Origin of the sequence: Pseudomonas fragi (assembly GCF_002269505.1) — a bacterium.
GTDB classification, from domain to species: Bacteria; Pseudomonadota; Gammaproteobacteria; order Pseudomonadales; family Pseudomonadaceae; genus Aquipseudomonas; species Aquipseudomonas fragi_D.
In genome coordinates, this window is the sequence record NZ_NQKQ01000009.1 from 75,816 (window position 1) to 100,792 (window position 24,977).

Here is a 24,977-nt window from a genome sequence, read left to right on the forward strand (position 1 = left end):
CCTGCAGGACTCGGCTATACGGGCCGATGATGGTAGCGCGGGTCAGCCTGCGGAGCGTGCGCGAGGGAAAATCTTGCCGGGGTTCATCAATTGCTTGGGATCGAGCGCCGCCTTGATCGACTGCATGACGTCCACGGCGTTTTGCCCGTGTTCAACGGCCATAAAGTGCTGTTTGGTCAAACCGATGCCGTGCTCGCCGGTGCAACTGCCCTGCAGGGCAATGGCCCGCTCGGCCAGACGATGGGCGACGGCTTCGGCCCGTTGGATTTCGTCGGGATTGAGCGGGTCGACCAGGATCACGGCATGGAAATTACCATCGCCCACATGGCCGAAAATCGGCGCGACAAAGCCGTTTTGCGCAAGGTCTGCCGCCGTGGCATCAATGCACTCGGCCAGCCGCGAAATCGGTACCACGGCATCGGTGGTCAGGGCACGGCAGCCGGGGCGCAGGGCCAGCGCGGCGAAGTAGCCGTCATGCCGGGCCTGCCACAGACGGCTGCGATCCTCCGGATGCACCGCCCATTCGAAGTCCATGCCCTGATGTTCATCGGCGACCATGCGCACGGTCTCGATCTGTTCTTTCACGCCGGCTTCAGAGCCATGCAGTTCAAAGAGCAGCGAAGGCGCCTCGCGCAACTGCGTGCTGCTGTAGGTATTGAGGGCGCGCATGGTCAGGGCATCGAGCAGTTCAATGCGGGCGACCGGCACACCGAGCTGGATGATCTGGATCACCGCGCGCACGGCCAGATCCACGCTGGGAAAGCGGCACACGGCAGCTGAAATGGCTTCAGGAATCGGGTGTAACTTGACGGTCAGCTCGGCGATGGTCGCCAGCGTCCCGCCCGATCCGACCAGTAAATGGGTCAAGTCATAGCCAGCAGAAGACTTGCGCGCCCGCCCGCCGGTGTTGATTACCCGGCCGTCGGCCAGCACCGCCGTCATGGCCAGTACGTTTTCGCGCATAGTGCCGTAGCGCACGGCGTTGGTCCCGGAGGCACGGGTCGCCGCCATGCCGCCCAGGGACGCATCGGCACCGGGGTCGATGGGGAAAAACAGCCCGGTACCGTGCAACGCCGCATTCAACTGTTTGCGGGTTACCCCCGGTTGTACAGTGGCGTCCATATCGTCAACGCGAATGGCAAGCACCTGGTTCATGCCCGATACATCAATGCTCACGCCACCATGAGCGGCCTGCAGCCAGCCTTCCAGTGAGGTCCCGCTGCCATAGGCGATCATCGGCGTATCGTGGCGATAACAGGCACTGCTGATACTGACGATATCCTCAAGGCTGTTGGCGTAGGCCACGGCATCCGGGGGCATGGGGTCCAGTGCGGAAATATCGCTGCCGTGGTGTTCGCGCACGCTGGCCGAGGTGGAGAAGCGGGTGCCGAGCAATTGACCCAGTTCCTCGCGCAAGGATTCGGCCAGGGGCGGATGCTCACAGGCAGCAGAAAGGCTCATCAGGCAATCTCCATTTTTTCTGCGCCGCATGTGGCAGGCGGCATGTGTGGGGAGTTATGGCTTATCTTAGGCAGCCTTTGGTACACACTCGTAGTGCTGATTTTAGATGGAGCCATCTGTTTTTGAGATGGCATGTGACAGGCGTGATTATCAAGAAGGAACTTGAGTTGAGTGACTGGGAAGCCTATTACCAGGCAAGTGAACAGCGCGGGCAATCGCCCTTGCTGAGTAGGGCCTTGAGCTTTATCAGCGCGAATGAGGGTTCACGTCAGGCTGTGGATCTGGGTTGCGGGGCCGGAATGGAAACCCGGCAATTGTTGGCCGCAGGCTGGGACGTACTGGCCATTGACCGCGAAACCGGCGCTATTGCGCGAACATCTGCATTGTCACAAGGTGTCAGCGGTGGGCGGCTGGCGACCCTGGCCTGCGATTTTGAACAGCTGACGCAGTTACCCGCATCCAGATTGATCCATGCCGGTCTCGCCTTGCCGTTCTGTCGGCCAGAATATTTTGAGACCCTTTGGCGGCTTGTGACTGCGGCGCTTGAACCGGGCGGTGTATTTGTCGGCCATCTGTTTGGCGAGCGGCACGGCTGGGCGGCACTTGCCCATATGACTTTTCAGACCGAAGCGCAGGCGCGCTTGCTGTGCGGTAATCTTGAGCTGCATCTGTTCCGCGAATTCGAACAGCCGGGTGCCACTTTGCAGGGGGACATGGCCTGGCACCGCTTCGATATCATTGCCAGCAAGCCGCAAGGCGACGATAAATACCGTACTGAACAAAGGAGCCTGTCATGAAGGGAAGTTGCGCCTGCGGTGCCGTTGGCTATGAAGTTGACCGTATCGACATGCCTGTAAGCCATTGTCATTGCCAGTCGTGCCGCAAAACACATGCTGCTGCATTTGTCACCACGGCCGGTGTATTGCGTGAGCACTTCCATTGGACGAGGGGCCAGGAAAAACTCAGCAACTACGAGTCTTCCCCCGGCAAGCTGCGGCGCTTTTGCTCGCTGTGCGGTTGCCACCTTGTGGCTGAACGTGATGGAGCAGCGGCTGTGATTGTTCGTGTTGCGACCCTGGACGAGGACCCGGGCGATCGCCCGCAATACCATATCTGGGCTGAGCAGGATGCCCCATGGCTTGAACATCAGGACCTTGCGGTTTACCCGCAGTGGCAGCCGGGGCGCTAAGGTTTCAGTGGCATTATTTAACTTTTATCAGGGAGATAACCGTTAGTGACCCGTGCATCTATTCATACCCTGCGCCCGCTGCCCGAGCTTGATTACCATGACAGCAGATCGGTGCTGCTGCCTGTGCAGATCACGGCTCTGCAAGCCTGGAACCTGATGACGGCCGGGCAGGGGCCGCTGATGCGTTTAGCTTTTCGGGCCAGGGACGGGGTTTCATCGTTATTTGGCGTAAAGCGCATCGGCGGCTTCTCCGGTACCCGGCGCGAGGCCGTGCAGGCAGGCGACTATCTGGATTTCTTCCTGGTGGAGCACAGCGCTCCCGAGGTACTGGTGCTGACCGAGCGTGACCGGCATCTGGATGTCATGACCTGTGTGTCGATGGCTGATTGTGTGTTGACGATCACCTCTTCTGTGGTCACCCATAACACCTTTGGTCGCCTCTATATGCTGCCGGTGGGGCCGGCACACAAACTTATCGTCAATAACTATCTCAAGCGCCTGAAGCGCAAACTGCAAGGGATGGAGCCCTGAATTCATGAACACAACCATAAGACTTGCCGATCAAGCCGATATCCCGGCCATTTTTGCCATTCGCACCAGCGTCAGGGAAAATCATCTTTCTCATCAACAGTTAACTGAAATGGGCATTACCCCCGACGCCATATGCCAGGCGATGGAAGCTGCTCCCTGCATCTGGGTGGCCGAGGTCGATGGTGTTGCGGTGGGGTTTGCCATGGCAGATGCTGAGGATGGCTGTGTATTTGCCGCTTTTGTCCTGGCCGAATTTGAGGGGCTCGGACTGGGTCGCAGCCTGATGGCCAGGGCCGAGGCGTTTCTGTTTCAGCATCACCCCACGATTTGGCTGGAAACCGCTGAAAACAGCCGTGCCAGCGGTTTTTATCGGACCCTTGGCTGGCAGGCGGTGGCGAATTTGCCTGAAGGTGATATTCGCTTTGAAAAATCACGGACCTAGCAGGGACGGGTATGGACATTCGATTGACGCAAACCAGTGACTGGATGTTGTTGAAGCAGGTTCGTCTGGCGGCACTTCAGGATGCCCCGACGGCATTTGGCGTGAGCTATCAAACGGCGGCCAGCGACACCGATGAACAATGGCAGGAGCGCGCCTCGTCGCAGATCGGTACGCAGTTCTGGCTGGCCTTCGAGGGCGGCAAGCCGGTCGGCATGATAGGCGCGGGGATCAGCCAGGCGGCCCGCTATAACCTGATCGGCATGTGGGTTGCGCCTCAATGGCGGGGCGCCGGTGCAGCTGCCCGACTGGTGGGCGCAGTAAAAGCCCGGGCGCGGCAGAGTGGTCATGACAGTGTGTATCTGGACGTATCCCCGGACAATGGCAGAGCTTGCGGCTTCTATCTGAATCAGGGTTTCGTCTTTATGGACGAATGGGAGCCCTTGGCCAGCCACCCCCATATCAGGGTGCAGACGATGCGCTGGGACGTGGTCGGCTGAATTGTGCTGTAGGGACAGAGACGGGGGCGGCCCGGTTGCGCTCGCTGTCGCGCTGCAAAAAACCAGCCTGAGCCAGCTCATGAACGCCTCTCGTCGAAATATCTGTCAGAAAAATTGACCAGAATGGTCCTACACAGTTAACTGTATGTTCATACAGTTATCGTAAGGCGTGCGTCATGAGCTTCACTTCCCTCGGTCCCATTGCTGAAGATGGTGTTCGCCTGCCACTTTGCTCCTTCAGAGTCCCCGCCGGGTTTCCGTCCCCGGCGGCGGATCATATCGAGAAGGAGATTTCCCTTGATGAGCTGCTCGGTATACGTGCGCCCCATGTGTACCTGGTGCGCATCGATGGCGACAGCATGCAGGGTGTGGGGATTTATTCCGGGGATCTGGCCGTGTTCCAGCCCGGCTTCAGATACAGCAAGGCCGAGGTGCAGCTGCTCGACCTGCGCCAGCCCGGCGAGTTTTCCGATGATCTGTTTGCCGTCAACCAACCGGCAGAAGCATCACGGGTGATGGCGGTACTGGACGCCATCAATGGCCGCTGGGGCCGCGGCACGCTACGGGCTGCCAGTGTGCCGGGCAAACCCGACTGGGGGATGCGCCGGGACATGATGAGCCAGAGCTATACAACGCGGGTGGATCAGCTTTGGCAGGTTTCGTGTAAGTAAAAGCAGACCCTGTATTGCTCTTGAAGACTTAAGGAGATCTCAAGTAGGGCTTTTCGGAATCAATAGCAGAATATTTCTCGCAATAGTTTTGTGTGTTGAATATATGGCCGGGTGCTGCATTAATAGCGCTGCCCTGTCACTCGGCAGCTGATAGGGTCTGTTAAGTGATCAGGGTGAAATAATCAAGGTCAAGCAATTAAGGTTTGGGTTGAATAGTGATTATTACAGATGCGTTATAAATGGATTATTTTTATTGTCGGGCTTGTCGTGCTGTCTTCTTTTGCATTTTACAGTCTGTCAAAACGATCTGATGAGGTGAATCATATCGTTGCGCCGGTAATTAACATGGATATGGAGAGTCTGGTTTTGGCGACTGGCCCGATAGTCGCAACAGGTCTGGTCGATGTCGGTGCGCAGGTTAATGGTCAAGTTAAAACAGTCCATGTCAGGCTGGGGGAGAAGGTTAAAAAAGGGCAGGTATTGGTGGAGATTGATCCGCAACTCCAGGAAAATGCCTTGAACAAGGCAAAGGCCGGTCGGGACCTTCTACTTGCACAGCAACAGGCCAGAAATAAAGCTCTCAAGCGTGCAGAGAGCGTATTTGCCCGCCAGCAAACGCTGCTCCTGGCTGATGCCAGTGCCAAAAGAGATCTTGAACAAGCCGAAGTGGAGCTGGAAAATGCCCGTGCTGAAGTCTCCGTTCTAAGAAGCCAGATACATTTGGCTCAAATCGAGATGGATAGCGCTGTGGCCAATCTGGGTTATACGAAAATCAAGGCGCCTGCCGATGGCGAAATCATCGCCATTGTGACGAAGGAGGGCCAGACTATTGTTTCCGCCCAGACATCACCGACCATTCTGATTATGGGCAATATGGACAGAATGACAGTCAAGGCAAGGATCTCCGAGTCGGATATTGTACGTGTAAGGGTTGATCAAAAGGTTGTTTTTACCGTGACTGGCGCACCGGAGCGGTCTTATGAATCGAAAATTCTTGCCGTTGAACTCCTGCCGGAGTCCGTCGTTACTGACAGTAAGGAGTTAACCAAACCCGACCCGACGTCCAATGTGCCTGTTTATTACAATGCGATTTTTGAAGTGGATAATCATGATCGCCTGCTCAAACCTTTGATGACGGCTAATATCAAAATCATTCAGGAAAGCGTGGGGCAGGTGATGGCAATTCCAATAGGCGCTCTCGAAAAAAAACAGTCGGCGAACAACCTGTATGAGGTTCGTATATTGTCGCCCAAGAGGGAGGTGGTTGTCAGGTCAGTTGCAATTGGCCTGCGCAACAATACTCACGTGCAAATTGTTTCAGGGCTTGAACTTGGCGACAGTGTCATTCTTGAGTAGACGTTGATCGGAATCATATTGCCTTGCCCATTTATAATGCTTGCTTGCCGGGTTGTGTATGAAACGTCCAAGGGAAATAAAACTTCGAGTTCTGCCCACTGATACCTTAAAGGCAGGCAACGCATCAGGGGAAAGTCCGAGCTCACCCGTTCCATTATTCCAGTTGATAAATGTCTGCAGAAGCTATTCCAATGGTCATTCCTGTACAGATGCTTTACGAAACATTAACCTGAATATTCATGCGGGTGAAATGGTCGCCATTGTCGGGACATCGGGTTCGGGAAAGTCGACCCTTCTCAATATTCTGGGGTGCCTTGTCCCTCCTTCGCAAGGGCAGTACATCCTGCGCGGGCGCAGTGTAACCAGTCTGACCAGTGACGAACTGGCCGACTTGCGCAGGGGCACTTTCGGTTTCGTATTTCAGCGCTACCACTTGCTGGGCCATCTGAATGCGCAAGAAAATGTTATGGCCCCGGGTCTTTATGTCGAGGGGGAGAAGAAACCACTTCGGGCACGCGCACAAGGGCTGTTGGAAAGTCTGGGGTTAAGCGACCGCTTGCGCTTCTTTCCGGGGCAATTGTCAGGTGGGCAACAGCAGCGTGTCAGTATTGCGCGTGCATTGATGAATGGCGGCGACGTCATATTGGCCGATGAGCCGACCGGTGCGCTGGATAGCAAAAGCGGTGAAGAGGTGATGGCAGCCTTGTGTGATTTGAACGCAAAAGGGCATACCGTCATTATTGTGACGCACAATAATGATATTGCCTCGTATGCGCCGCGGTTGATTCATATTCAGGATGGTTGCATCACTTCAGATACAGTCGATCGCAGTGCATCGTCAGCGGCAGAGCCACCCAGTGTGCCCCGATCGAGGGCTGCGCAGAGCTTATCGACAAATATGCTATCAGGCTGGCCGGAGGCAATGAAGATTGCTTTTTCGTGGCTGGTCAGAAAGCCCTTGCATGCGGGATTGACGGTACTGGGAATCGTCATTGGCATTGCTGCGGTTTCATCGGTGATTGCCCTGGGTGAGGGCGCACGTGACCGCATCGTGCAAGACATCAACTCCATGGGTACTGACACCATAGATATTTACTCCGGAAAGGACTGGGGTGATCTGTACAATGGCTCAAGCAAGAAGCTGCATGAGTCTGATGTGGGCTATCTGCGATCACTGCCTTATGTTGACAGTATTTCCCCGGTCACTTCAGCGACAGCCACGATCACATCAAAAAGCGCCAACCTTTCAGCTCAGGTATTGGGGGTCGGTGAAGCGTATATCAGGGTAAGAGGCCAAGTACTTGCTCAAGGTGCGTTTTTTTCCAGTGATGATGTTGGGCGGCAGGCGCAAGTTGCGATTATTGATGAAAACATGCGTAAACAACTTTTCCCAAGCTGGGAGGATCCCATCGGAAAAGTTATATTGGTGGGCCCGATGCCGGCAATCGTTGTCGGGGTCATCAAAAATGCACAGACGTCATTTGGTGGGCCGCCTGTACTGCAGGTGTTTATGCCTTACAGCACATTGATGTCACGTATTTCGGGTCAGCAGTTCCTTGACAGCATTGTATTACGCGTTGCTGACAGGGTTTCAAATGAACTGGCCGAAAGTAATGTCAATCGTCTTTTGGAACTCAAGCACGGCAGTAAAGACTTTTTCACAAGTTCCTCGGACTCAATAATTCGCTCGGTGGCGAGAGCCACCAGAGTCTTGAATTTGCTGATCATTACGGTCGCATCAATTTCTCTTCTGGTTGGAGGGATTGGCTTGATGAATATGATGCTTTACTCAGTGGCAGAGCGGACCTATGAAGTAGGCGTTCGAATGGCGTTCGGTGCCCGTAGACGAGATATCATGCAGCAATTTTTAAGCGAGTCCTGCTTGCTGTGCATTATTGGAGGCGGTTTTGGGCTTTTGCTATCCCTTCTTGCTGGAGAAGTCTTAGGCAGACTACAGGCTGATTTTCAGCTTAAATTTTCTTTTTGGTCGGTTATGGTCGCGTTTACAAGCTCTACCCTTGTTGGTCTTGTATTTGGCTATATACCTGCCCGAAACGCCGCGATACTGGATCCTGTCGAGGCTCTGTCCAGGGCGTAAGTCAGTGGGTAATCAATGTGCCAATTTGCATTGGTTTGCCACCGTGGTCATTCAGCATGACGTCGATACCTTGATGCACGATGCCAATACTGCGCTGCAGTGTTTTTGAGAATATCATTGTGATGATAAGACATTATCCTGCGTTGTTTTGTATATTGCTACTGTTGGCAGGTTGCAGTACAAGCATGCCCGATGTTGACACCCTCAAAACGCAACTGACACTGCCTGCACATTGGCGTAGTGCGATAACTGAGGGCAAGGATAGAAAGTACACAAGTCCTTGGTGGCGCTCATTTCAAGACCCTGACCTGGACGCCCTTGTGGAACGTGTACTAAGTAATAACAATGATCTGGCAGCTGCAGCATACAGGGTAAAAAAGGCAGAGGCACAAGCGGGTATTGTAAGGGCGGATCTGACGCCTGGTATATCAAGTGAGTTCAAGCAAAGCATAACCAAGGGATTGAGCGGAGGAGGTTCGGGGCAAAGGTCTTTTACCAGTACATTCTCCTTGAGCTACGAGCCGGATTTATGGGGGCGTCTTTCAAAAGCGCGCGATATATCCGCGTGGGAGGCCATGGCGACCCAGGAAGATCGTGAGCACATTGCGATGCAACTGATGGGTACAACAATGGAGCTGTACTGGCAGTTAGGGTTGCTGAATGAAAGTATTGCAATCAATGACACCAGCATTGCCAACGCCCGTTCAATCCTCGAGTTGGCTCGTGTACGAGAATCCGTTGGGCAGGAGGGACGTTTTCAGTCGATTCAGGCAGAGCAACAGTTGAATGTGCTGCTGGCCGATAAACCAGTACTGCTGCAACGGCGCGAAGAAAGCCGCAATGCCCTGTTGGTTCTGCTGGCATCCCCTATGGGATGGAGTGACGAGATCAAAATAAGCCCAATTCCAATGCGTATATCAAGGCCGCTGCGCTCTGGTATACCTGCCCATGTTTTGGGGCAGCGACCTGACATGAGGGCAGCAGAGCTTAGATTGCGCGCCAGCTTTGGCAATATAGAAGTGCAACAAAAAAGCCTCTATCCAGCTGTGAGTCTTACTGCTGGTATCAATGGGGGAGGGACCCGCGAGTTGTCGGATATTCTCCGTAATCCGCTGGGGGTATTTACGGCGGGTTTACTGCTTCCGTTTTTCGAGTTCAATAAAGGCAAGCTGCGAGTTGCCAGCGCTGAAGCAACCTACCTGGAAAGTGTCGAGTTATTCAAGAAAACGTTATTTGACGCATTGGCAGATGTTGAGAACTCACTGTCGGCCTATAAGCAGTTTGCCGATGAGGCTCTGTATCTGTCCCGTGCCCATGAGTCTTCATCCCGGGCAGAAAAAGTTGTTGAAATACGCTATCGCCTTGGACAGTCGAATATACAAGAGTGGCTGGAGCAACAGGATGTGAAGCGCAGAATCGAATTGCGCCTGGTTAAAAATCGTACTGATCAGTTGGTTGCCATGGTCAAGTTTTATCAAGCTATTGGTGGCGGCTGCGCTGATCAATGCGCTGCGGCTCTGCCATAAAGGGTCGCTTCAGGTTCATTTGCCGGCTCACTGACTTTTATGCACGCAGGCCTGGTTGATGTGTAAGTTTCAACTCAGGCCATGCAGTTAATGGGTTTTAAGGTCTTTTGGCCCTGGCAACAGCTTTGTTGCACGTCAATGCACGGCCGTGCAAAACCTCATGATCGCCTCGCAGGCCTGGCGCAATGCTGCATCATCCAGGGCATAGGCAATACGGATATAGGGCCCCAGGCCAAAGGCGCTGCCATGCACCACGGCCACGTCGGCCTCGTCGAGCAGGGCGAGGGCAACGTCTTCATCAGTGTGCAGCACCCTGCCTGCGGGCGAAGTGCGGCCGATCAATCCGGCGCAGCAGGCGAACGCGTAGAAGGCGCCTGCCGGGCTGGTGCATTCAAGGCCCGGTATGGCGTTGAGCAGTTCGACCATCAGGTCGCGGCGCTTCTGGAACGCGGCACGGCTGCTGTGAATAAAGTCCTTGGGGCCTTCCAGTGCGGCGAGTGCAGCCTGCTGAGAGATCGAACCGGCTCCCGACGTCTGCTGGCCTTGCAGTTTTTCCATGGCTTGCAGCAACCAGCGCGGGCCGGTGGCAAACCCGATGCGCCAGCCGGTCATGGCGTAGGCCTTGGACACGCCGTTCATGGTCAGGGTGCGCTCGGCCAGGCGTGGTTCAACCTGGGCCAGGGTATGGAACTGCTGATCATCGAAGATCAGGTGTTCGTAGATATCATCCGCCAGAATCAAAACATGGGGATGGGCCAGCAGCACCTCGGCCAGGGCCGCCAGCTCGTCGCGGCTGTACACCGCCCCCGTCGGATTGGAGGGCGAGTTGAGGATCAGCCAGCGCGTTTGCGGAGTGATTGCAGCCGCCAGTGCCGCAGCGGTCAACTTGAAACCGGACGCTGCGTGGCAGGTCACGATGCAGGCCTGCGCGCCGCATAACTGAACCATCTCGGGATAGCTGACCCAATACGGCGCCGGTATGATGACCTGATCCCCCTCATTGAGGGTCGCGGCCAGAGCGTTGAAAATCACCTGTTTGCCGCCGTTGCAGACCAGGGTGTCCTGCCAGCCTACATCCAGGCCGTTTTCGCGGCGGAACTTGGCCGCTACCGCTTCTCGCACAGAATGTGCGCCAGCGACCTGGGTGTAGCGGGTGTGGCCCTGGCCAATGGCGCGGATTGCAGCCTCGCGCACATGCTCGGGCGTATCGAAGTCCGGTTCGCCGGCGCACAGTGAAATGACCGTGGCGCCTTGGGCGCGGCGCTCGGCAACTCTGTCGATGATCCGATAGGTCGCCGAGGGCAGGGCGCTGGCCAGGCGCTGGTTGAGCCGCTGGATATCACGGCTCATGGGCGATCTCTCCAGTGGGTCAGGTTCATCAGTTCGAGCGTCGAGCGGCCTTCAGTCAGTGCCTGCATCATATGGGCTTCCTTGCCGGCACGGGCTTCGCCTTCGGCCAGGGTGCGCGCTGCGTGCGCCTTGGGGATGATGATCACACCATCATCGTCAGCCACCAGCAGATCACCCGGCTCCACCTCTGCACCGTTGAAATTGAAAGCCTGACCCACAGAGAGGGCGCTGGCCTTGACGGTGCCCCTGACCGAGATGCCGCGGGCGAATACCGGGAACCGACGTGTTTTCAGGGCCGCGATATCACGCACACCGCCGTCGATGACCAGGCCGGCCACACCGGCTGCCTGCGCGGCAACGGTGAGCACTTCGCCCCAGTAACCGGCGATGTAATTACCGGTACCCACTACCAGCACGCTACCGCGCGGTACTTGTTCCAGGGCCAGATGCAGGGCCAGGTTGTCACCCGGTGAGCATTGCAGCGGGTACGCCGGGGCGGCGATAAAGGCGCCATCCCAGATCGGGCGGATGCCGCTGTCTACGGCACAGGCCAGGTGTGAGGCCTCATACAGGGTCGAGCTGCCGAGGATTTTGGCCCGTTCGTGGTAGTTGAGGGGCAGGTCGAGTGTGTTCATCAGGCTTTCCTCTGCAGGCTGTGGTAGCCCAGAGCAGCGCGGGCGCTTGCAAGGGTCTGGCCTTGACTGATCAAGGTACGGATTTGCGCTTCGATGGCTTCGATCTGCCGTGCGCAGGCGGCCACTTGTGCGGCATGGGCACGGGGGACGATCACTACGCCATTGGCGTCGGCCACCACAATGTCGCGGGCACAGACCCGGGCGGTGCCAATGGACACGGGCTGGTTGATCGACTGCACCTGGACACGGTCCTTGCCGGTGCGCATAAACCGGCCCTTGCTGAAGATCGGATAGCCGTCACCCAGCGCCTTGTTGACGTCACGGCAAACGCCGTCGATAACTGTGGCGGCGATGTTGCGGCTGCCGGCGTACTGGGTCATGAGATCGCCCCATACGGTGCAGTCGGTGCGCCCTGCGTTGTCGATTACCACCACGTCGCCGGGCAGTACTGCTTCGATAAAGTCGCCCACGGTTCCGGCAGGCACACTGGCCGATACGTACTGCACCGTGAACGCCGGGCCGACAATGACTGTGCTGTAATTGCCCAGCGGTGCCACGCCCAGACATTGGCCAGGCAGGCCGAGTTTGTCCAGGGCATCGGAAACCCCCGGGGTGTCCAGGCCTTCAAACAGGGCGACCAGTGCTTGATCTTCAGGGTTCATCAGGCGTGCTCCGTGTGGATGGCTTCAAACTGACTGTCATGCATCACCTCGGCCACGGAGCGGCCGCTGCGTACTGCGTCCAGCATGGCTTGCTGACGCCGGGCAATACGCTCGCCAAGATCGACGACCTGAGCGATATGGGCCTGGGGCACAAACACCGTGCCGCAGTTGTCAGCGATCACATAGTCGTCCTGGCTGACATTGACGCCAGCCACCTCGATGGTCACGGCAGCGGCTATTTGCATCACGCGGTTGCGCGCACTGATCATGGTGACGCCACGACCGTAAACCGGATAACCGATTGCCGCACTGCCATCAATGTCGCGGCTGTACCCGTCAAGGATGGAGCCGCGCACCTGTTTGGCGAGCGCCGCATTGGCAAGGATATCGCCCCAGCATGAGATGCCTTCGATACCGCCGGCGATTACCAGCACCCGGTCATCGGTGTTGATCTGTTCGACCACCGGGGTGATCAGATGGGCGCAGGGAGCCGTGTCGGTCTTTGCTGCCAGCAGCACGGTACTGGCACGGCCAACGATCGGCGGGCAGTTCCACAGCGGCCGCAGCCCTACGGTGGCTCCTGCCAGGCCAAGAAAATCCAGCGCATCGGACACCGTATTGCTGTCCAGTGCCGCCAGACGTTGGAGTACAGTCCTGTCGGTCGTGCTTTTGAGTGTCATCGCGCAGCCCCTGTTGTGTTGGAGATGCTCAGTGTCAGCGAGGTTGTTTGATAGGTATATTCCTGTTCACGTAAGCTTTGGATACGTTAAACCTATGGTAAAACCATGATCAATTTTCGTCTGATCCGTCACCTCTGGCTTTTTCTGGCCGTCGCCGAAGAGCAGAATTTTGGCCGTGCCGCCAAGCGCCTTGGCATGTCCCAACCGCCGCTGAGCGAGCAGATCCAGGTGCTGGAGCAAGCACTCAAGGTCAAGCTGTTCGAGCGCTCGCGGCGCGGTGCCAAGCTGACGCCGGTGGGGGCGGCGATCCTGCCGGCAGTGCGCAAGTTCGCCGAGCAGCTGGAGCGTCTGGAACTGGCAGTTGATGAAGCACTGGCGGGGCAGTCGGGGATGCTGACCATTGGCGCAATTTCCACGGCCATGTTCGATGTGCTGCCGGGCCTGATCGAACAGTTGAAGGAGGATTACCCGCACTTGACCGTTTCGGTCCGGGAAATTGACAGCGTCGAGGCGGTACCGGCGCTGGAGGCGGGTGATATTGATCTGGCTTTCGCCCGTCTGGACGGTGATCTGGGGGACTCAATCCAGTCACTGCCGTTGCTGGAGGACCGTCTGGTGCTGGCCCTGCCTAGTGATCACCGGCTGGCAGCGCGCACGCGCATCAGCCTGAGCAGTCTGGCCAATGAGCCGCTGGTGATGTTTTCGCGCAGGGTCAGCCCGGTGTATTTCGACAATCTGATTGCCACCTGCCGGGCCAACGGTTTTTCCCCGCGGGTATTGCACGAGGTACGTTCCGTGGCCTCGCAAATCGCCTTTGTCAGTTATGGCCAGGGCATCGCGCTGGTGCCGGCGTCGTTGAAAAAGCTGGCCCCCGCCAATGTGGTATTCCGCTCATTGAGCCAGAAGCTCAACGTGGTGACCACCGCCGTGGCGTGGAATGCCGCTCGCTCGAACCCGCTGATAGATGAAATTATCGTCCGGTTGCGCGACAAGCCCTGAGCGGTATCGATAGGTTTGACCTATGAAAACGTTCTGCTCTTGGGCATTTACATAAGGATCAATCTGCCTGAAATTAGCCCCGTCACCTTAAGGCTTCAGGAATCAGAACCGTGCCCGCATCCCCAACTTTCACCCATACCCAAGTGCCCCTGACGATCGCGGGGGTGCAACTGAACGTCGCCGCCATTCACCGTGAGGGTGAGCTGGCGCCGATTGTTTTCTTGCACGGGTTTGGTTCAAGCAAAGAGGACTATGCCGATATCACGCTGCGTGAAGAGTTCGCTGGTCATCCTTTTCTCGCTTACGACGCACCGGGGTGCGGTGAAAGCCGCTGCAGCGACCTGGACGCAATATCCATCAATTTTTTAATGCAGACGGCGCTGCATATGCTGGAACATTTCAAGATCCGGCGTTTCCATCTGGTGGGCCATTCCATGGGCGGATTGACCGCGCTGATGCTGGCTGATCAGTTCCCGCAACGGGTGATAAGTTTTGTCGACATAGAAGGCAATATCGCCCCCGAGGACTGCTTTCTCAGCCGCCAGATCGTCGACTACCCCAGTGATGACCCCGAGGCGTTTTTTGCCGATTTTATCGAGCGCGCCCGCCACGCACCGGCCTATGCCAGCGCATTGTATTCGGCGAGCCTGAGGCACAAGGTGCGTGCCGGCGCTGTCGGCGGGATCTTTCGTTCAATGGTCGAACTGTCCGATAACGCCGATCTGATGGGCAGCTTTCTCGGTCTCCCGTGCCCGACAATGTTTATGTACGGCGAACAAAACCGGTCACTGTCCTATCTGCCGCATATTCAGGATCACGGTGTGCGTCTGGCGCAGATTCCGGCTTGCGGTCACTTTCCGATGTATTCCAATCCCGGCGCGATGTGGCAGCAGATCGCCGATTTCCATACGTCCTGCAACGGTTGAGGCAGCTCGGTCTCAGTCCTTGAGTCACATGGCCTTGGCGCTTTTGATATCGGCAATTATCTGTCTGGCGATGGCCTCGACCTGCTCTTGAGTCATGGCCGACATGACGCCTTCCCAGGCCGATGACGAGGTATCGTAGGTTCGGGTTCCGATCAACCGGCCCGTCTTCAAATCGAGAAAGTCCGCACTTGAGTTGACCCAGGCATTGCCCACCATCATCCCGGCCCCGTAGCGGGCACCCGGCGTGATGTAGCGAAAATTGCTCACGTTGATCTTGATGCCCACACCGTCTTTGCCATCAGGTTTGAGCGCCCCTGTGTAGGCGAGGCGATACCCGGCGGCGTCAGCTTCGTTTTGCAATGCCTGGCTCCAGTCCTGTTTCAGGAGGGCCCAGTCCTCGTTTCGTTGAACCATGCTGTTGCCCGCATAGTTGACGACCAGATTCTGTTTGGCCGCTTCCTCGATAGACAGGGTCTGGCTGCCGCCACTTTTTACCGACGCAGCGCAACCACTCAATAGTGAGATGGCAACCGCACAGGACAGGGCAAACGAGAGTCTTGAGGTGTTCATTGAATGTCCATATTCAGAGGGAGAAGCGCCATCTATACCTCAACGCCTCGAATATTTCACGACCTGAACAGGCAAAAAAACTGCCTCTTTATCAGTGCAACGTCGCTGCCCGGCCAATTTCGCCGATCCTAATTCGGTCCAGAGCCCGGTTTAGAGCGTCCAGTGCATCGAGCAGAGCTTTGGCCTCGGCTTCGCGGCCGTCGCCCCACAGGCGTTCGGCCATTTTGTTCAGGGCCTGGATGGATTTTTCGATATCTGCAGCAGTCGCTGTCGGGCTTTGTACGGCTTGTTTCTTGGGCATGGTGAAAAACTTCTGCTGCGCCAGTTAGCCTGGCTAGAGGGGCGGTGCTCAGGGGTTTATTCAGCAGACAGGTTACGGGGATTTGCTCAGCGATCCAAACCTTTGCTTGAAAGGCATGGGCCGCAGAGTGACCTTCGAGGCATGCTCGCAGGCAGGCCCCGAAGGCTTTACGCGCGCTTAGATCCGGTGGATCTGGGTGATGTGCGGTTTGCCGTTGATGGGCGCGTAGATTTCCACTATCGCCTGCCAGGTGCTTGTCGAGCCAGGCAACGTTGCCTTGCACTGGAATCGATAGTTGGTGCCATTGACGAGCTGGCTCGACACCCGTTCAGGGGTGTAATTGACCCCCACGAACCCGGCCAGGGCTTGCTTGAATACTTCCTCATCCTTTGGAGTCAGTTTGCTGTAGGCAGTCCAGCCACCTACCAGATTCTCTTGAGCCGACATACTTTAAATCTCCCTATTTCAAGTTCCTACTCGTCTGGCTTTTCGGAATGCGCCCCGTATATTCGATGGTTTCCGGAATCCATTCCTGAATGTTTTTACCCGCCACCCCAGTGAACCGCACAGGGGGAGATGGCAAAAAACTACCATTAGGCACTGCATAATCGAGCTTAGCAGTGCACCTGCCAGCACGATGGCTCAGCCGCTGGACGGCATGCTGCCATCAGCGGCGGATACGGTTTTTTTGCCAGCTGGCATCGCTGTGGAAGGTCCCCGTATCGCCCCGCAGCACATACAGGGTGGCCCTGAAGGCCGCCGTCACCCGTGTGCACTGCAGGCCGCGGATCTTGTGGTACGCCCAGGCCCAGCCGTGGTTGGTTTTACTGCTCATCGGTGTGCCTGCGCTTTCATCATCTACATCCTGAACGACATGAACCTGATTGGACTCGATTTCGCTCAGTAGTTCCCTGGAAATGACTGCGCAAACACAATGATTTGCATGAAGAGTCTTATGCAAGTCATTGATTTAGATGATGTCAAACCTATGGCTTTGCGTTGATGTCCTCTTCATCCATCAGCACCAGAGCGCCAACGATCAGTGCGCGCATGCCGCGGTCCAGTTCGGCCTCCATCTCGGTTTCTTCGGCCAGGCGCTGCGCTTCTTCAACGGGCTGGCCGGTGACTGAATACACCGTGTCGGCCACGGCAATACCGTGAAAGGCCACGGTTGCCAGCAGCCAGCGAGCCTGTGCCTTGGTAATGCCGTAGACCTGGGCGATATGGCTCTGATGCTCGTCGATCTTGGCGAGCATCGGCTGGGTCGCCGCCAGCCGGCGAATCACGTAGGGCGTCAGGCCAGGGTGGGCCTTTACAAACAGGCGCACCGAGGTGGCAAACACCGTCAGGTATTCCTTGAGTTCACCACGCTGACCGGCGTCGACCCGCGGTATCTGCCAGCGGGTGAAGATTTCTTCGGCAACCAGATTTTTCAGCGCCTCCAGGTTGGCAACGTGTTTGTACAGCGCCATATGGCTGACCCCCAACGCTGCAGCAACGCCGACAAAAGTGATACCCGGCAAGCCGATCTCAATGCCTGCTTCGACGATGCGCTCGCGGGTGATGGTGCGAGGGCGCCCGCGGGTCGCGGGTGGTGGTGACGCTTTCATGGCCGTTCCTTGATCGGTGAGGAGTGTCTTGTAGCTGTCTTGTCAGCATTTCGCAAATTAGTTTATAGTCATGCAACTAATTAAGGTTCTCATTTGCGAGCCACTATCAGATGCGCAGACACCCCCCTTGTTTGCGCCTAACTGGAATGCCTGAGGCATTCCTTTCCTTTGAAATTGCGGATGCTGGATTTGCATGGGAACTCCTCACACGGCTGCGGCCAAACCCAAGATGCGTGGCCCTGTCAGCCAGGTACTTGACCCGATTCGTGGGCGGCTGCTGATTGCCGCGTTGCTCGCAGGCGTTGGCGCCATGCTGACGCTGGTGCCGCTGGCAGGTATTGCGCATGTCGCCGGGCGGGTTATGGGTGACAACGCACTCACTGCTCATGAGGTGTGGTGGGCAGTAGGCGCCGGCGTGGCTAGCCTGTGCGCGGGCATGCTGCTGATATCCGCCGGGGAGCTGCTGGCCCATCTGGCGGATAACCGCATCACCCATCACCTGCGCCTGGCCATCGTGCAGCGTCTGAGCCGCGTGCCTTTGGGCTGGTTCACCAGCCGGGCATCGGGCGAGGTCAAGCAGGCGATACAGGATGACATCAATACCCTGCACAGCCTGACGGCGCATTTCTACACCACGGTGGGGCGAGCGGTCGGCGCCATTGTGCTTTCGCTGGTCTACCTGTTTGCGATGGACTGGCGCATGGCAATTGTCTCGATCCTGCCGTTCCCGGGGTTCTTCCTGTTTTTCACCCGGGCCATGAAGGCCAGCGAGAGCAACATGCAGGCGTTTGTCGAGGGCATGGGGCGTATCGACAATGCCGTGGTCGAGTTCGTCAATGGCATCCCGGTGGTGAAGTCGTTCGGGGCTGTCGGCAAGGCACACGCCAGTTACCGTGAGGCCGTTGATGCTTTCGCCCGGGCTTTTGTCGGTTTCACCCGACCGCTGGTGGGATCGATGGCCAATGCCAACGCAATGATTGCGCCGGTCGCGGTGCTGGGCGGTGTGCTGACGTTCGGCACTTTGTTCGTTGCGCTGGGCTGGCTGGCCCCGCTGGATGTGCTGCCGTTCGCCCTGGTGACCCCGGGCTTGTGCGGCCCCTTGCTGTTGCTGCACTACATCACCCATGACCTTAACAATGCTGTGGGCGCGGCCCGGCGTGTTCAGGCCCTGCTCGATACGCCGGTACTGGAGCAACCGGCAGCGGGCATGCAGCAGACGCCCCGGGGCAGCGAAATTCGTTTTGAGCACGTTAGCTACTGCTATGAAAGCGCGGGCCGGGGGCTGGCGGATATCAACCTGGTGCTCAAACCCGGCACGACCACAGCGGTGGTGGGGTGCTCAGGTGCGGGCAAGTCAACCCTGGCGCGCCTGCTGCTGCGTTTTTTTGACCCGACGCAAGGGCGCATCACCCTGGGTGGCGTGGATCTGCGTCAGATTGAGACGGCCACCCTGTACCGGCATATCGGCTTCGTTCTGCAGGAGGTGCGGCTGATCCACGCCAGTGTGCACGACAACATTGCCCTGGGCAGACCGTCGGCCACCCGCCAGCAGATTGAGGACGCTGCACGCACTGCCAATATCCACGCGCGCATTGTTGCCTTGCCCCGCGGCTATGACTCGGTGGTGGGTGAGGATGCGCAGTTTTCCGGCGGTGAGTTGCAACGGGTCAGCATTGCCCGCGCCGTCTTGCTTGATCCTCCGGTACTGGTGCTTGACGAAGCCACGGCGGCGGCCGATGCCGAAAGTGAGGTGGCCATCCAGGATGCGCTCTCGCGCTTTGCCGCAGGCCGCACCTTGCTGGTCATCGCACACCGGCTCGACACCGTGATGCATGCCGACCAGATCATCGTGCTCGACAACGGCACTGTCTTCGAACAGGGCTCCCACACCGAATTGCTTGCCCGCAAGGGGCTCTATGCCCGCTTGTGGGCGCAGGGCGATTACCAGCATTCTGAAGAACAGGCGGTGCCGTCATGCTGAAGCCCCTTGTACAACTGTTGGGCGACGATGTGCCGGTGTTGCATCGTTATGTCTGCATGGCGGTGTTTTATGCCCTGCTCAGCGGGCTGACCCTCACCACGCTGGTGCCGGTGCTGGGGCATTTGCTCGCCGGTGATGTGCGCGGCGCGGCGTTGTGGCTGCTGTTGACGCTGGCTGGCATGGCTGTGTGCTGGACCTGCCGGCGCCGGGTGGAGCGCGCCGGTGTGGCGGTGGGCGTGGCTATTTTGCAGGGTGCACGCCAGCGCATCGGCGACCATGTGGCGCGCCTGCCTCTGGGCTGGTTTAGCGCGCAGAACACCGGCCAACTGGGGCATGTGATTACCCAGGGCATGATGGCGGTGGCGCAGTTGCCGGCGCACGTGTTTACTCCGGTGATCACTGGTGCGGTGACGCCCCTGGTGATCGTCGTCGCGCTGTTTGCCGTGCATTGGCCACTGGGGCTGATTGCGCTGCTGGGGCTGCCGGTACTGGCGGTGGCGCTGCTGTTGAGTGCGCGCCTGGGGCAGCGTACTGACCGGGCGTTCCACCGGCACTTCGCTGATGCCAGCCAGCGCATGGTCGAATTTGCCCAGGCGCAATCGGTATTGCGCGCGTTCAATGGTGAGGGTGGCGGCACGCAGTTGCTGGAGCAGGCGATTGAGCGTCAGCGCACGTCCGGGCTGCGCCTGATCTACCAGTCATCACTGTCGGTGGTGCTCAATGCCTGGGTCGTGCAGGTGATTTTTGCGGCCCTGCTGATCGCCGCCGCCCTGTGGCTCAACGGCCTGCTGGGCAGCACGCTGGATCACGCTGCGGTGATTGCGCTGATCGTTGCGCTGCTGTTGAGCAGCCGCTATATCGAGCCGTTGCTGGACGTGGCCAGTTATGCCGAGATCCTGCGCAGTGCCAGCGGCCAGCTTGATGCCGTGCAGGCCATTCTTGCCGTTGCGGCCTTGCCGGAGCCGGAGCAGCCGCAGCCGCCACGGGATGGCTCGATTGAGCTGCGCAATGTGAGCATGGCTTATGCACCCGATCAGCCCGATGTGTTGCATGACGTCAGCCTGCGTATTGAACCGGGCAGCATGACCGCACTGGTCGGTGCATCGGGCTCGGGCAAGACCACACTGGTAAGGCTGATCGCGCGGTTTTTTGATGCCCGCGAAGGCAGTGTGCTGGTCGGTGGGGTGGATGTGCGTCACATGTCCGGCAGCCACCTGGCGGGTCAGATCAGTCAGATATTCCAGGACAGTTACCTGTTTCAGGGCAGCATTGCCGACAACATTCGAATCGGCAAACCTGCTGCCAGCGCTGCAGAAATCCTCGCTGCGGCGCAGCAGGCCGGGCTCGGCGAGCTGCTCGGGCGTTTACCGCAAGGCCTCGACACGCCGGTGGGCGAGGGCGGTGCACGGCTGTCGGGCGGTGAGCGCCAGCGTATCGCGATTGCCCGCGCACTGATCAAGGATGCGGCCATTGTGCTGGTGGATGAAGCCACTGCGGCGCTGGATGCCGAGAACCAGCAAGTGATCGCCCAGACCCTGGCCAGGTTGCGCGGGCAGCGCACACTGGTAGTGATTGCGCATCAGCTGTCTACGGTATCGATGGCCGACCGGATCGTGGTGCTGGATAACGGCCGTGTGATCGAGCAGGGCACGCCCGCTGCATTGTTGTGCGCCAATGGGCGTTACGCACAGTTTCTTGAACAGCGCCGGGCTGCCAAGGGCTGGCGGGTCGCGCATGCGTGCGCCAGCGAGCTGCAATGATGCGGGCACGATGGCTGGGGTTGTTTGCCATGCTCTGCGCCGCCTCATTGCTGGTGGGGGCCCGGCAACTGCAGTGGTCGCAGCTGTTGTCGATGTCGGGCGATGCCTGGCTGACGCTCACGGCCAGCCGCTTGCCGCGCCTGGCGGCACTGGTGCTGACCGGGGTTGGCCTGGCGGTGTGCGGGGTGATCCTGCAGCACATCGTGCGCAACAAGTTCGTCGAGCCCGGCACCTCGGGCGGACTGGACGCGGCCAAGCTTGGCATCCTCGTATCGCTGGCACTGGTACCCGGGGCCAGCACCACAGGGCGCATGCTGTTTGCGCTGGTATTTTGCTTCGCCTCGGGGCTGATATTTGTCCTGATCATCCGCCGTATCCGCTTCAAGAGCACGGTGCTGGTGCCGGTTATCGGCCTGATGTATGGCGGCGTGCTGAGCGCCATTGCCGAGTTCTATGCCTACCAGCACAACATCATGCAAAGCATGCAGGGCTGGCTGCTGGGGGATTTCTCCAGGGTGGTGCAGGGCAACTACGAGATCATCTACCTGATCTTGCCGATTGTTGCTCTGACGTATCTGTATGCCCACCGTTTTACCGTGGTGGGCATGGGTGAGGGCATGGCCACGAGCCTGGGCCTGAACTATTCGGCAACCGTGGCCCTGGGCTTGCTGCTGGTGGCTGTGACGGTGTCTGCCAGCGTCATTACGGTGGGGGCGATTCCTTTTGTCGGGCTGGTCATTCCCAACCTGGTGGCGCTGCGTTACGGCGACCACCTGGGCCGCACGCTGCCCATCGTTGCGCTGGGTGGTGCAGCAATGTTGCTGGTGTGCGACATCCTCGGGCGGCTGCTGATCTACCCGTTCGAAGTGCCCATCGGCCTGATGGCAGGCAGCGTGGGCGGTGTGCTGTTCCTGGTGCTGATCATCTGGAGGCACCGATGAGGCGCCTGCAACCCCGGCATGGGGTATGGGTGCTGGTGATGGCCCTGGCGCTGACCTTCATGTTCCTGCGCTCGGGCATGGACTTTGACTATGTGATCCCCAAGCGGATCGCCCGGCTGACGGCCATGGTGATTGGCGGGGTGTGCATCGCGTGGTCTTCGATCATATTCCAGACCCTCACCGGCAACCGGATACTGACCCCGGCGATCATGGGCTACGAGGCCGTTTACCTGCTGTTGCAAGCCATGCTGGTGTTGTTGCTGGGCACCGGCAGCGTGGTGTTGCTGGGCAGTAACGGCAACTTCCTGGTGTCAGTGCTGCTGTTGCTGGGTTACTCGTGGCTTATCCATCGCTACCTGCTGCGCAACGGCAAGAACAACGTGTATTTCCTGCTGCTGATCGGGCTGGTACTGACGATGGTGATCGGCACCTTCACCCAGTTTGTCCAGCTCAAGGTCAGCCCCGGCGAGTTTTCGGTCCTGCAGGGCTTCAGCCTGGCCTCGTTCAACCGCGCCCAACCGCAGCAGTTGCTGTTGGCGGGGCTGGTGGCGGGTGCAGTGTGCCTGGCGGGCAGCAGAGCCCTGGCAACCCTCGATGTGCTGGCGCTGGGGCGTGACCAGGCGATTTCCCTGGGGGTCGATTATCGCCGCAACGTGCGTCTGCACCTGGCGCTGATTGCGACCCTGGTGGCGGTGTCTACCAGCCTGCTCGGGCCCACCGCGTTCATGGGCATCTTCGTCGCGAATATCACCTATGCGCTGGCCCCAACCTTCAGGCACAGGGCCACGCTGGCGCTGGGCAGCGTGATTGCCATCGGTATTTTTATCGCCGCGCAACTGCTGGTCGAGCATGTCTTCAACTACAAAACCACCGTCGGCATCCTCGTCAACCTGGTGTGCGGCGGGTATTTCCTGGTGCTGATGGTGCGCACTCGAGGAGCACCATGATTACTGTCCATGACATCCATAAAATCTATGGCAACAACACCGTGCTACGTGGTGTCGACGCGAGTTTTCCGGCCCGCCGGCTGACGGCGTTGATAGGCCCCAATGGCGCGGGTAAAACCTCGCTGTTGATGATGATCGCGCGGCTGACGGAGCCCACGGCCGGTGAAGTGCGCCTCGAGGGGCATGCAGTTGCCAGCATTGCGGTGGGTGATTACGCCAGGCGCGTGGCCACTTTGCGCCAGTCACCGGACTTCAACCTGCGCCTCACGGTTGAAGAACTGGTTGCCTTCGGCCGCTTTCCTTACAGCCGTGGCGTGCTGACCCGCGAAGATCAACGACAGATCGACGAGGCCATCGCTTTTTTGTCATTGCAGGGGCTACGCCATGCCTACCTCGACGAACTCAGCGGCGGGCAGCGGCAGATGGCGTTCCTGGCAATGACCATCGCCCAGCAAACCGATTGCCTGCTGCTCGATGAACCACTCAACAACCTCGACATCAAGCACGCCGTACAGATCATGCGGGCGCTGCGCCGACTGTGCGACGAACAGGGGCGCACGGTGATTCTGGTGGTCCATGACATTAACTTCGCCGCCAGCTACTGCGACCACTTCGTGGCGATGAAGGCGGGCGCGGTGCAGTTCGCCGGCAGCGTTGACGAGGTGATCACCGAAGCGCGGCTGGGCGAACTTTACGGCCTCGATTTCGAGATCACCCACAGCCCTCGCGGGAGCCTGTGCAATTACTTCAACCCCTAAAGAGACGCGAAATGATGATCCATCACACATACCGGTTGTGGCCGCTGGCCCTGCTGCTCGGCGCAGCCGTGGCGCTGCAGGGCTGCAATGACAAACCGGCACAACCGCCACGGGTGGCCACTGCGACGCAAACGTCTTATGCGCCGGTGACGGTGCAGCACCAGTTGGGCACCACGGTGATCGAGCGTGCACCGCAGCGGGTGGTTGCGCTGGACATGAACGAGGTGGACTTCCTCGATCAACTGGGTATCCCGGTGGCGGGCATGCCCAAGGACTTTATCCCGCACTTCCTTGCCCGCTATCGGGATGCACCAAGCGTCGTGGATCTCGGTTCGATTGTGCAGCCCAATCTGGAGCGGGTATATGCCGCCAGGCCGGACCTGATCCTTATCACTTCGCTGCAGGCCAACCACTATCAAGCCTTGAGCGAGATGGCCGCGACCGTTCATTTCGATGTCGATTACCGCGACAGCGAGACCCGCCATATCGAGGTGATCAGGCAGCACCTGCTGACCCTGGGGCAGATTTTCGGCAAATCGGTGCTAGCGGAGCAGAAAGCCCGGGCACTGGACGCCAGGGTCGAGCAAGCGCGAGGTATCACCCGCGAGCGCCCCGAACGAGCCCTGGTGGTGCTGCATAACAACGGTGCGTTCAGCTCCTTCGGCGTGCAGTCGCGCTACGGCTTTATCTTCACCGGCCTGGGGGTCAAACCCGCCAGCCCGACGGCAGAAGCGGGGCTGCATGGCCAACCGGTTTCCAGCGAATTTATCCAGCAGGCCAACCCCGACATCATCTACGTCGTGGACCGCACGGCTGTGATGGAACACCGCCCGGCAGTGGCTATCGAGAGCATGGGCAACCCGTTGTTGCGCCAGACCAATGCCTGGAAAAACGGCCGGGTGATCGTGGTCGATGCCCAGGCTTGGTACGTCACCGGCGCCAGTCCGAGCGCCCTGAAGCAAATTATCGATGACGTCATCAAGGGCTATCAGGGCTAACGCCTGGCGGGCTTTGCCAGGTCGCCACAAGGACTTAGTGATTCTCATTAAAGCCATTTCTTAGATTCAGATTAATAAAAATCATCCC

At 58.4% G+C, this 24,977-nt stretch carries 27 protein-coding genes; 17 read left to right on the plus strand and 10 right to left on the minus strand.

The annotated features are described in order from the left end of the window. Positions 1–42 precede the first annotated feature (42 nt). Positions 43–1,461 carry an FAD-binding oxidoreductase gene (locus tag CJU81_RS10280; RefSeq protein WP_095036494.1) on the minus strand — a complete coding sequence of 473 codons (1,419 nt, stop codon included), beginning with the start codon at positions 1,459–1,461 and terminating at the stop codon, positions 43–45. 143 nt (positions 1,462–1,604) lie between these two features. On the opposite strand from CJU81_RS10280, the gene CJU81_RS10285 reads away from it, so the two are divergent. The 9 genes from CJU81_RS10285 (at position 1,605) to CJU81_RS10325 (ending at position 9,771) form a co-directional block, all read left to right on the plus strand. Then, complete coding sequence (locus CJU81_RS10285) at positions 1,605–2,258, plus strand: class I SAM-dependent methyltransferase (RefSeq protein WP_254924854.1); 654 nt, start codon at positions 1,605–1,607, stop codon at positions 2,256–2,258. Beyond that, on the plus strand, positions 2,255–2,650 hold the full coding sequence (locus CJU81_RS10290; protein WP_095036495.1) for a GFA family protein: 396 nt from the start codon (positions 2,255–2,257) through the stop codon (positions 2,648–2,650). The genes CJU81_RS10285 and CJU81_RS10290 overlap by 4 nt, the downstream gene beginning before the upstream one ends. 45 nt (positions 2,651–2,695) lie before the next feature. Then, the gene (locus CJU81_RS10295) at positions 2,696–3,181 is read left to right on the plus strand and encodes a DUF2867 domain-containing protein (RefSeq protein ID WP_095036496.1); all 486 of its coding nucleotides are present in this window, start codon (positions 2,696–2,698) and stop codon (positions 3,179–3,181) included. Positions 3,182–3,185: 4 nt separating this feature from the next. Further along, positions 3,186–3,623, plus strand: coding sequence for a GNAT family N-acetyltransferase (locus tag CJU81_RS10300; RefSeq protein WP_095036497.1), 438 nt, complete (start codon positions 3,186–3,188; stop codon positions 3,621–3,623). Positions 3,624–3,634: 11 nt separating this feature from the next. Beyond that, positions 3,635–4,120 carry a GNAT family N-acetyltransferase gene (locus CJU81_RS10305; RefSeq protein ID WP_176464820.1) on the plus strand — a complete coding sequence of 162 codons (486 nt, stop codon included), beginning with the start codon at positions 3,635–3,637 and terminating at the stop codon, positions 4,118–4,120. A gap of 176 nt (positions 4,121–4,296) precedes the next feature. Beyond that, positions 4,297–4,791, plus strand: coding sequence for a DUF4113 domain-containing protein (locus tag CJU81_RS24235; protein ID WP_254924855.1), 495 nt, complete (start codon positions 4,297–4,299; stop codon positions 4,789–4,791). A 228-nt stretch (positions 4,792–5,019) separates the two neighbouring features. Further along, entirely contained in the window at positions 5,020–6,147 is a 1,128-nt protein-coding gene (locus tag CJU81_RS10315) for an efflux RND transporter periplasmic adaptor subunit (protein WP_095036498.1), read from the plus strand. A 58-nt stretch (positions 6,148–6,205) separates the two neighbouring features. Beyond that, positions 6,206–8,245 (plus strand): MacB family efflux pump subunit, encoded by a 2,040-nt coding sequence (locus CJU81_RS10320; RefSeq protein WP_095036499.1) that lies wholly within the window; start codon positions 6,206–6,208, stop codon positions 8,243–8,245. 122 nt (positions 8,246–8,367) lie between these two features. After that, the gene (locus CJU81_RS10325; protein WP_254924863.1) at positions 8,368–9,771 is read left to right on the plus strand and encodes an efflux transporter outer membrane subunit; all 1,404 of its coding nucleotides are present in this window, start codon (positions 8,368–8,370) and stop codon (positions 9,769–9,771) included. A gap of 135 nt (positions 9,772–9,906) precedes the next feature. On the opposite strand, the gene CJU81_RS10330 is transcribed toward CJU81_RS10325, so the two are convergent. From CJU81_RS10330 to CJU81_RS10345, 4 genes are read right to left on the minus strand one after another with little or no spacing between them, the layout of a single operon-like run. Continuing rightward, a complete protein-coding gene (locus CJU81_RS10330) occupies positions 9,907–11,121 on the minus strand; it encodes a pyridoxal phosphate-dependent aminotransferase (RefSeq protein WP_095036501.1) in 1,215 nt (404 codons plus the stop codon). Beyond that, on the minus strand, positions 11,118–11,756 hold the full coding sequence (locus CJU81_RS10335; protein WP_095036502.1) for an RraA family protein: 639 nt from the start codon (positions 11,754–11,756) through the stop codon (positions 11,118–11,120). Before CJU81_RS10335 ends, CJU81_RS10330 begins: the two co-directional genes overlap by 4 nt. Beyond that, positions 11,756–12,418 (minus strand): RraA family protein, encoded by a 663-nt coding sequence (locus tag CJU81_RS10340; protein ID WP_095036503.1) that lies wholly within the window; start codon positions 12,416–12,418, stop codon positions 11,756–11,758. Before CJU81_RS10340 ends, CJU81_RS10335 begins: the two co-directional genes overlap by 1 nt. Further along, positions 12,418–13,098 (minus strand): RraA family protein, encoded by a 681-nt coding sequence (locus CJU81_RS10345; RefSeq protein WP_095036504.1) that lies wholly within the window; start codon positions 13,096–13,098, stop codon positions 12,418–12,420. The genes CJU81_RS10340 and CJU81_RS10345 overlap by 1 nt, the downstream gene beginning before the upstream one ends. Positions 13,099–13,203: 105 nt before the next feature. Here CJU81_RS10345 and CJU81_RS10350 point away from each other — a divergent pair, with 105 nt between their 5' ends. Together CJU81_RS10350 and CJU81_RS10355 are read left to right on the plus strand one after the other, a co-directional pair. Further along, positions 13,204–14,097: a LysR family transcriptional regulator gene (locus tag CJU81_RS10350; RefSeq protein ID WP_095036505.1), complete on the plus strand. Its 894-nt coding sequence runs from the start codon at positions 13,204–13,206 to the stop codon at positions 14,095–14,097. 110 nt (positions 14,098–14,207) lie between these two features. Continuing rightward, positions 14,208–15,023, plus strand: a complete 816-nt coding sequence (locus CJU81_RS10355; RefSeq protein WP_095036506.1) for an alpha/beta fold hydrolase — start codon at positions 14,208–14,210, stop codon at positions 15,021–15,023. A gap of 24 nt (positions 15,024–15,047) precedes the next feature. Here CJU81_RS10355 and CJU81_RS10360 read toward each other — a convergent pair whose 3' ends face one another. The 5 genes from CJU81_RS10360 to CJU81_RS10375 form a co-directional block, all read right to left on the minus strand. After that, complete coding sequence (locus CJU81_RS10360) at positions 15,048–15,593, minus strand: DUF4410 domain-containing protein (protein WP_095036507.1); 546 nt, start codon at positions 15,591–15,593, stop codon at positions 15,048–15,050. A 91-nt stretch (positions 15,594–15,684) separates the two neighbouring features. Continuing rightward, positions 15,685–15,894, minus strand: a complete 210-nt coding sequence (locus CJU81_RS10365) for a hypothetical protein (RefSeq protein WP_095030710.1) — start codon at positions 15,892–15,894, stop codon at positions 15,685–15,687. A gap of 177 nt (positions 15,895–16,071) precedes the next feature. Then, complete coding sequence (locus CJU81_RS10370; protein ID WP_095036508.1) at positions 16,072–16,341, minus strand: hypothetical protein; 270 nt, start codon at positions 16,339–16,341, stop codon at positions 16,072–16,074. A gap of 220 nt (positions 16,342–16,561) precedes the next feature. Further along, positions 16,562–16,729, minus strand: coding sequence for a hypothetical protein (locus tag CJU81_RS24035; RefSeq protein ID WP_176464822.1), 168 nt, complete (start codon positions 16,727–16,729; stop codon positions 16,562–16,564). Between the two features lie 151 nt (positions 16,730–16,880). Beyond that, the gene (locus CJU81_RS10375) at positions 16,881–17,504 is read right to left on the minus strand and encodes a TetR/AcrR family transcriptional regulator (protein WP_095036509.1); all 624 of its coding nucleotides are present in this window, start codon (positions 17,502–17,504) and stop codon (positions 16,881–16,883) included. A gap of 193 nt (positions 17,505–17,697) precedes the next feature. On the opposite strand from CJU81_RS10375, the gene CJU81_RS10380 reads away from it, so the two are divergent. From CJU81_RS10380 to CJU81_RS10405, 6 genes are read left to right on the plus strand one after another with little or no spacing between them, the layout of a single operon-like run. Further along, positions 17,698–19,485 (plus strand): ABC transporter ATP-binding protein, encoded by a 1,788-nt coding sequence (locus tag CJU81_RS10380; protein WP_095036510.1) that lies wholly within the window; start codon positions 17,698–17,700, stop codon positions 19,483–19,485. After that, a complete protein-coding gene (locus CJU81_RS10385; protein ID WP_095036511.1) occupies positions 19,479–21,245 on the plus strand; it encodes an ABC transporter ATP-binding protein in 1,767 nt (588 codons plus the stop codon). Before CJU81_RS10380 ends, CJU81_RS10385 begins: the two co-directional genes overlap by 7 nt. Next, the gene (locus CJU81_RS10390) at positions 21,245–22,186 is read left to right on the plus strand and encodes an ABC transporter permease (RefSeq protein ID WP_095036585.1); all 942 of its coding nucleotides are present in this window, start codon (positions 21,245–21,247) and stop codon (positions 22,184–22,186) included. Before CJU81_RS10385 ends, CJU81_RS10390 begins: the two co-directional genes overlap by 1 nt. Then, positions 22,183–23,133, plus strand: coding sequence for an iron chelate uptake ABC transporter family permease subunit (locus CJU81_RS10395; RefSeq protein ID WP_095036512.1), 951 nt, complete (start codon positions 22,183–22,185; stop codon positions 23,131–23,133). Before CJU81_RS10390 ends, CJU81_RS10395 begins: the two co-directional genes overlap by 4 nt. Further along, entirely contained in the window at positions 23,130–23,891 is a 762-nt protein-coding gene (locus tag CJU81_RS10400) for an iron ABC transporter ATP-binding protein (protein ID WP_095036513.1), read from the plus strand. Before CJU81_RS10395 ends, CJU81_RS10400 begins: the two co-directional genes overlap by 4 nt. 11 nt (positions 23,892–23,902) lie before the next feature. Continuing rightward, complete coding sequence (locus tag CJU81_RS10405) at positions 23,903–24,889, plus strand: siderophore ABC transporter substrate-binding protein (protein ID WP_095036514.1); 987 nt, start codon at positions 23,903–23,905, stop codon at positions 24,887–24,889. The last annotated feature ends 88 nt before the right edge of the window (positions 24,890–24,977 follow it).

Bases quoted from the DNA above. Each gene is read 5' to 3' on its own strand.
- CJU81_RS10340 (WP_095036503.1), bottom strand. From the start codon at position 12,418: ATGAACCCTGAAGATCAAGCACTGGTCGCCCTGTTTGAAGGCCTGGAC.
- CJU81_RS10370 (WP_095036508.1), bottom strand. From the start codon at position 16,341: ATGTCGGCTCAAGAGAATCTGGTAGGTGGCTGGACTGCCTACAGCAAA.
- CJU81_RS10320 (WP_095036499.1), top strand. From the start codon at position 6,206: ATGAAACGTCCAAGGGAAATAAAACTTCGAGTTCTGCCCACTGATACC.
- CJU81_RS10280 (WP_095036494.1), bottom strand. From the start codon at position 1,461: ATGAGCCTTTCTGCTGCCTGTGAGCATCCGCCCCTGGCCGAATCCTTG.
- CJU81_RS10360 (WP_095036507.1), bottom strand. From the start codon at position 15,593: ATGAACACCTCAAGACTCTCGTTTGCCCTGTCCTGTGCGGTTGCCATC.
- CJU81_RS10405 (WP_095036514.1), top strand. From the start codon at position 23,903: ATGATGATCCATCACACATACCGGTTGTGGCCGCTGGCCCTGCTGCTC.
- CJU81_RS10380 (WP_095036510.1), top strand. From the start codon at position 17,698: ATGGGAACTCCTCACACGGCTGCGGCCAAACCCAAGATGCGTGGCCCT.
- CJU81_RS10350 (WP_095036505.1), top strand. From the start codon at position 13,204: ATGATCAATTTTCGTCTGATCCGTCACCTCTGGCTTTTTCTGGCCGTC.
- CJU81_RS10345 (WP_095036504.1), bottom strand. From the start codon at position 13,098: ATGACACTCAAAAGCACGACCGACAGGACTGTACTCCAACGTCTGGCG.
- CJU81_RS10305 (WP_176464820.1), top strand. From the start codon at position 3,635: ATGGACATTCGATTGACGCAAACCAGTGACTGGATGTTGTTGAAGCAG.
- CJU81_RS10390 (WP_095036585.1), top strand. From the start codon at position 21,245: ATGCGGGCACGATGGCTGGGGTTGTTTGCCATGCTCTGCGCCGCCTCA.
- CJU81_RS24035 (WP_176464822.1), bottom strand. From the start codon at position 16,729: ATGAGCAGTAAAACCAACCACGGCTGGGCCTGGGCGTACCACAAGATC.
- CJU81_RS10395 (WP_095036512.1), top strand. From the start codon at position 22,183: ATGAGGCGCCTGCAACCCCGGCATGGGGTATGGGTGCTGGTGATGGCC.
- CJU81_RS10375 (WP_095036509.1), bottom strand. From the start codon at position 17,504: ATGAAAGCGTCACCACCACCCGCGACCCGCGGGCGCCCTCGCACCATC.
- CJU81_RS10385 (WP_095036511.1), top strand. From the start codon at position 19,479: ATGCTGAAGCCCCTTGTACAACTGTTGGGCGACGATGTGCCGGTGTTG.
- CJU81_RS10300 (WP_095036497.1), top strand. From the start codon at position 3,186: ATGAACACAACCATAAGACTTGCCGATCAAGCCGATATCCCGGCCATT.
- CJU81_RS10325 (WP_254924863.1), top strand. From the start codon at position 8,368: ATGATAAGACATTATCCTGCGTTGTTTTGTATATTGCTACTGTTGGCA.
- CJU81_RS10335 (WP_095036502.1), bottom strand. From the start codon at position 11,756: ATGAACACACTCGACCTGCCCCTCAACTACCACGAACGGGCCAAAATC.
- CJU81_RS10400 (WP_095036513.1), top strand. From the start codon at position 23,130: ATGATTACTGTCCATGACATCCATAAAATCTATGGCAACAACACCGTG.
- CJU81_RS24235 (WP_254924855.1), top strand. From the start codon at position 4,297: ATGAGCTTCACTTCCCTCGGTCCCATTGCTGAAGATGGTGTTCGCCTG.
- CJU81_RS10365 (WP_095030710.1), bottom strand. From the start codon at position 15,894: ATGCCCAAGAAACAAGCCGTACAAAGCCCGACAGCGACTGCTGCAGAT.
- CJU81_RS10330 (WP_095036501.1), bottom strand. From the start codon at position 11,121: ATGAGCCGTGATATCCAGCGGCTCAACCAGCGCCTGGCCAGCGCCCTG.
- CJU81_RS10290 (WP_095036495.1), top strand. From the start codon at position 2,255: ATGAAGGGAAGTTGCGCCTGCGGTGCCGTTGGCTATGAAGTTGACCGT.
- CJU81_RS10315 (WP_095036498.1), top strand. From the start codon at position 5,020: ATGCGTTATAAATGGATTATTTTTATTGTCGGGCTTGTCGTGCTGTCT.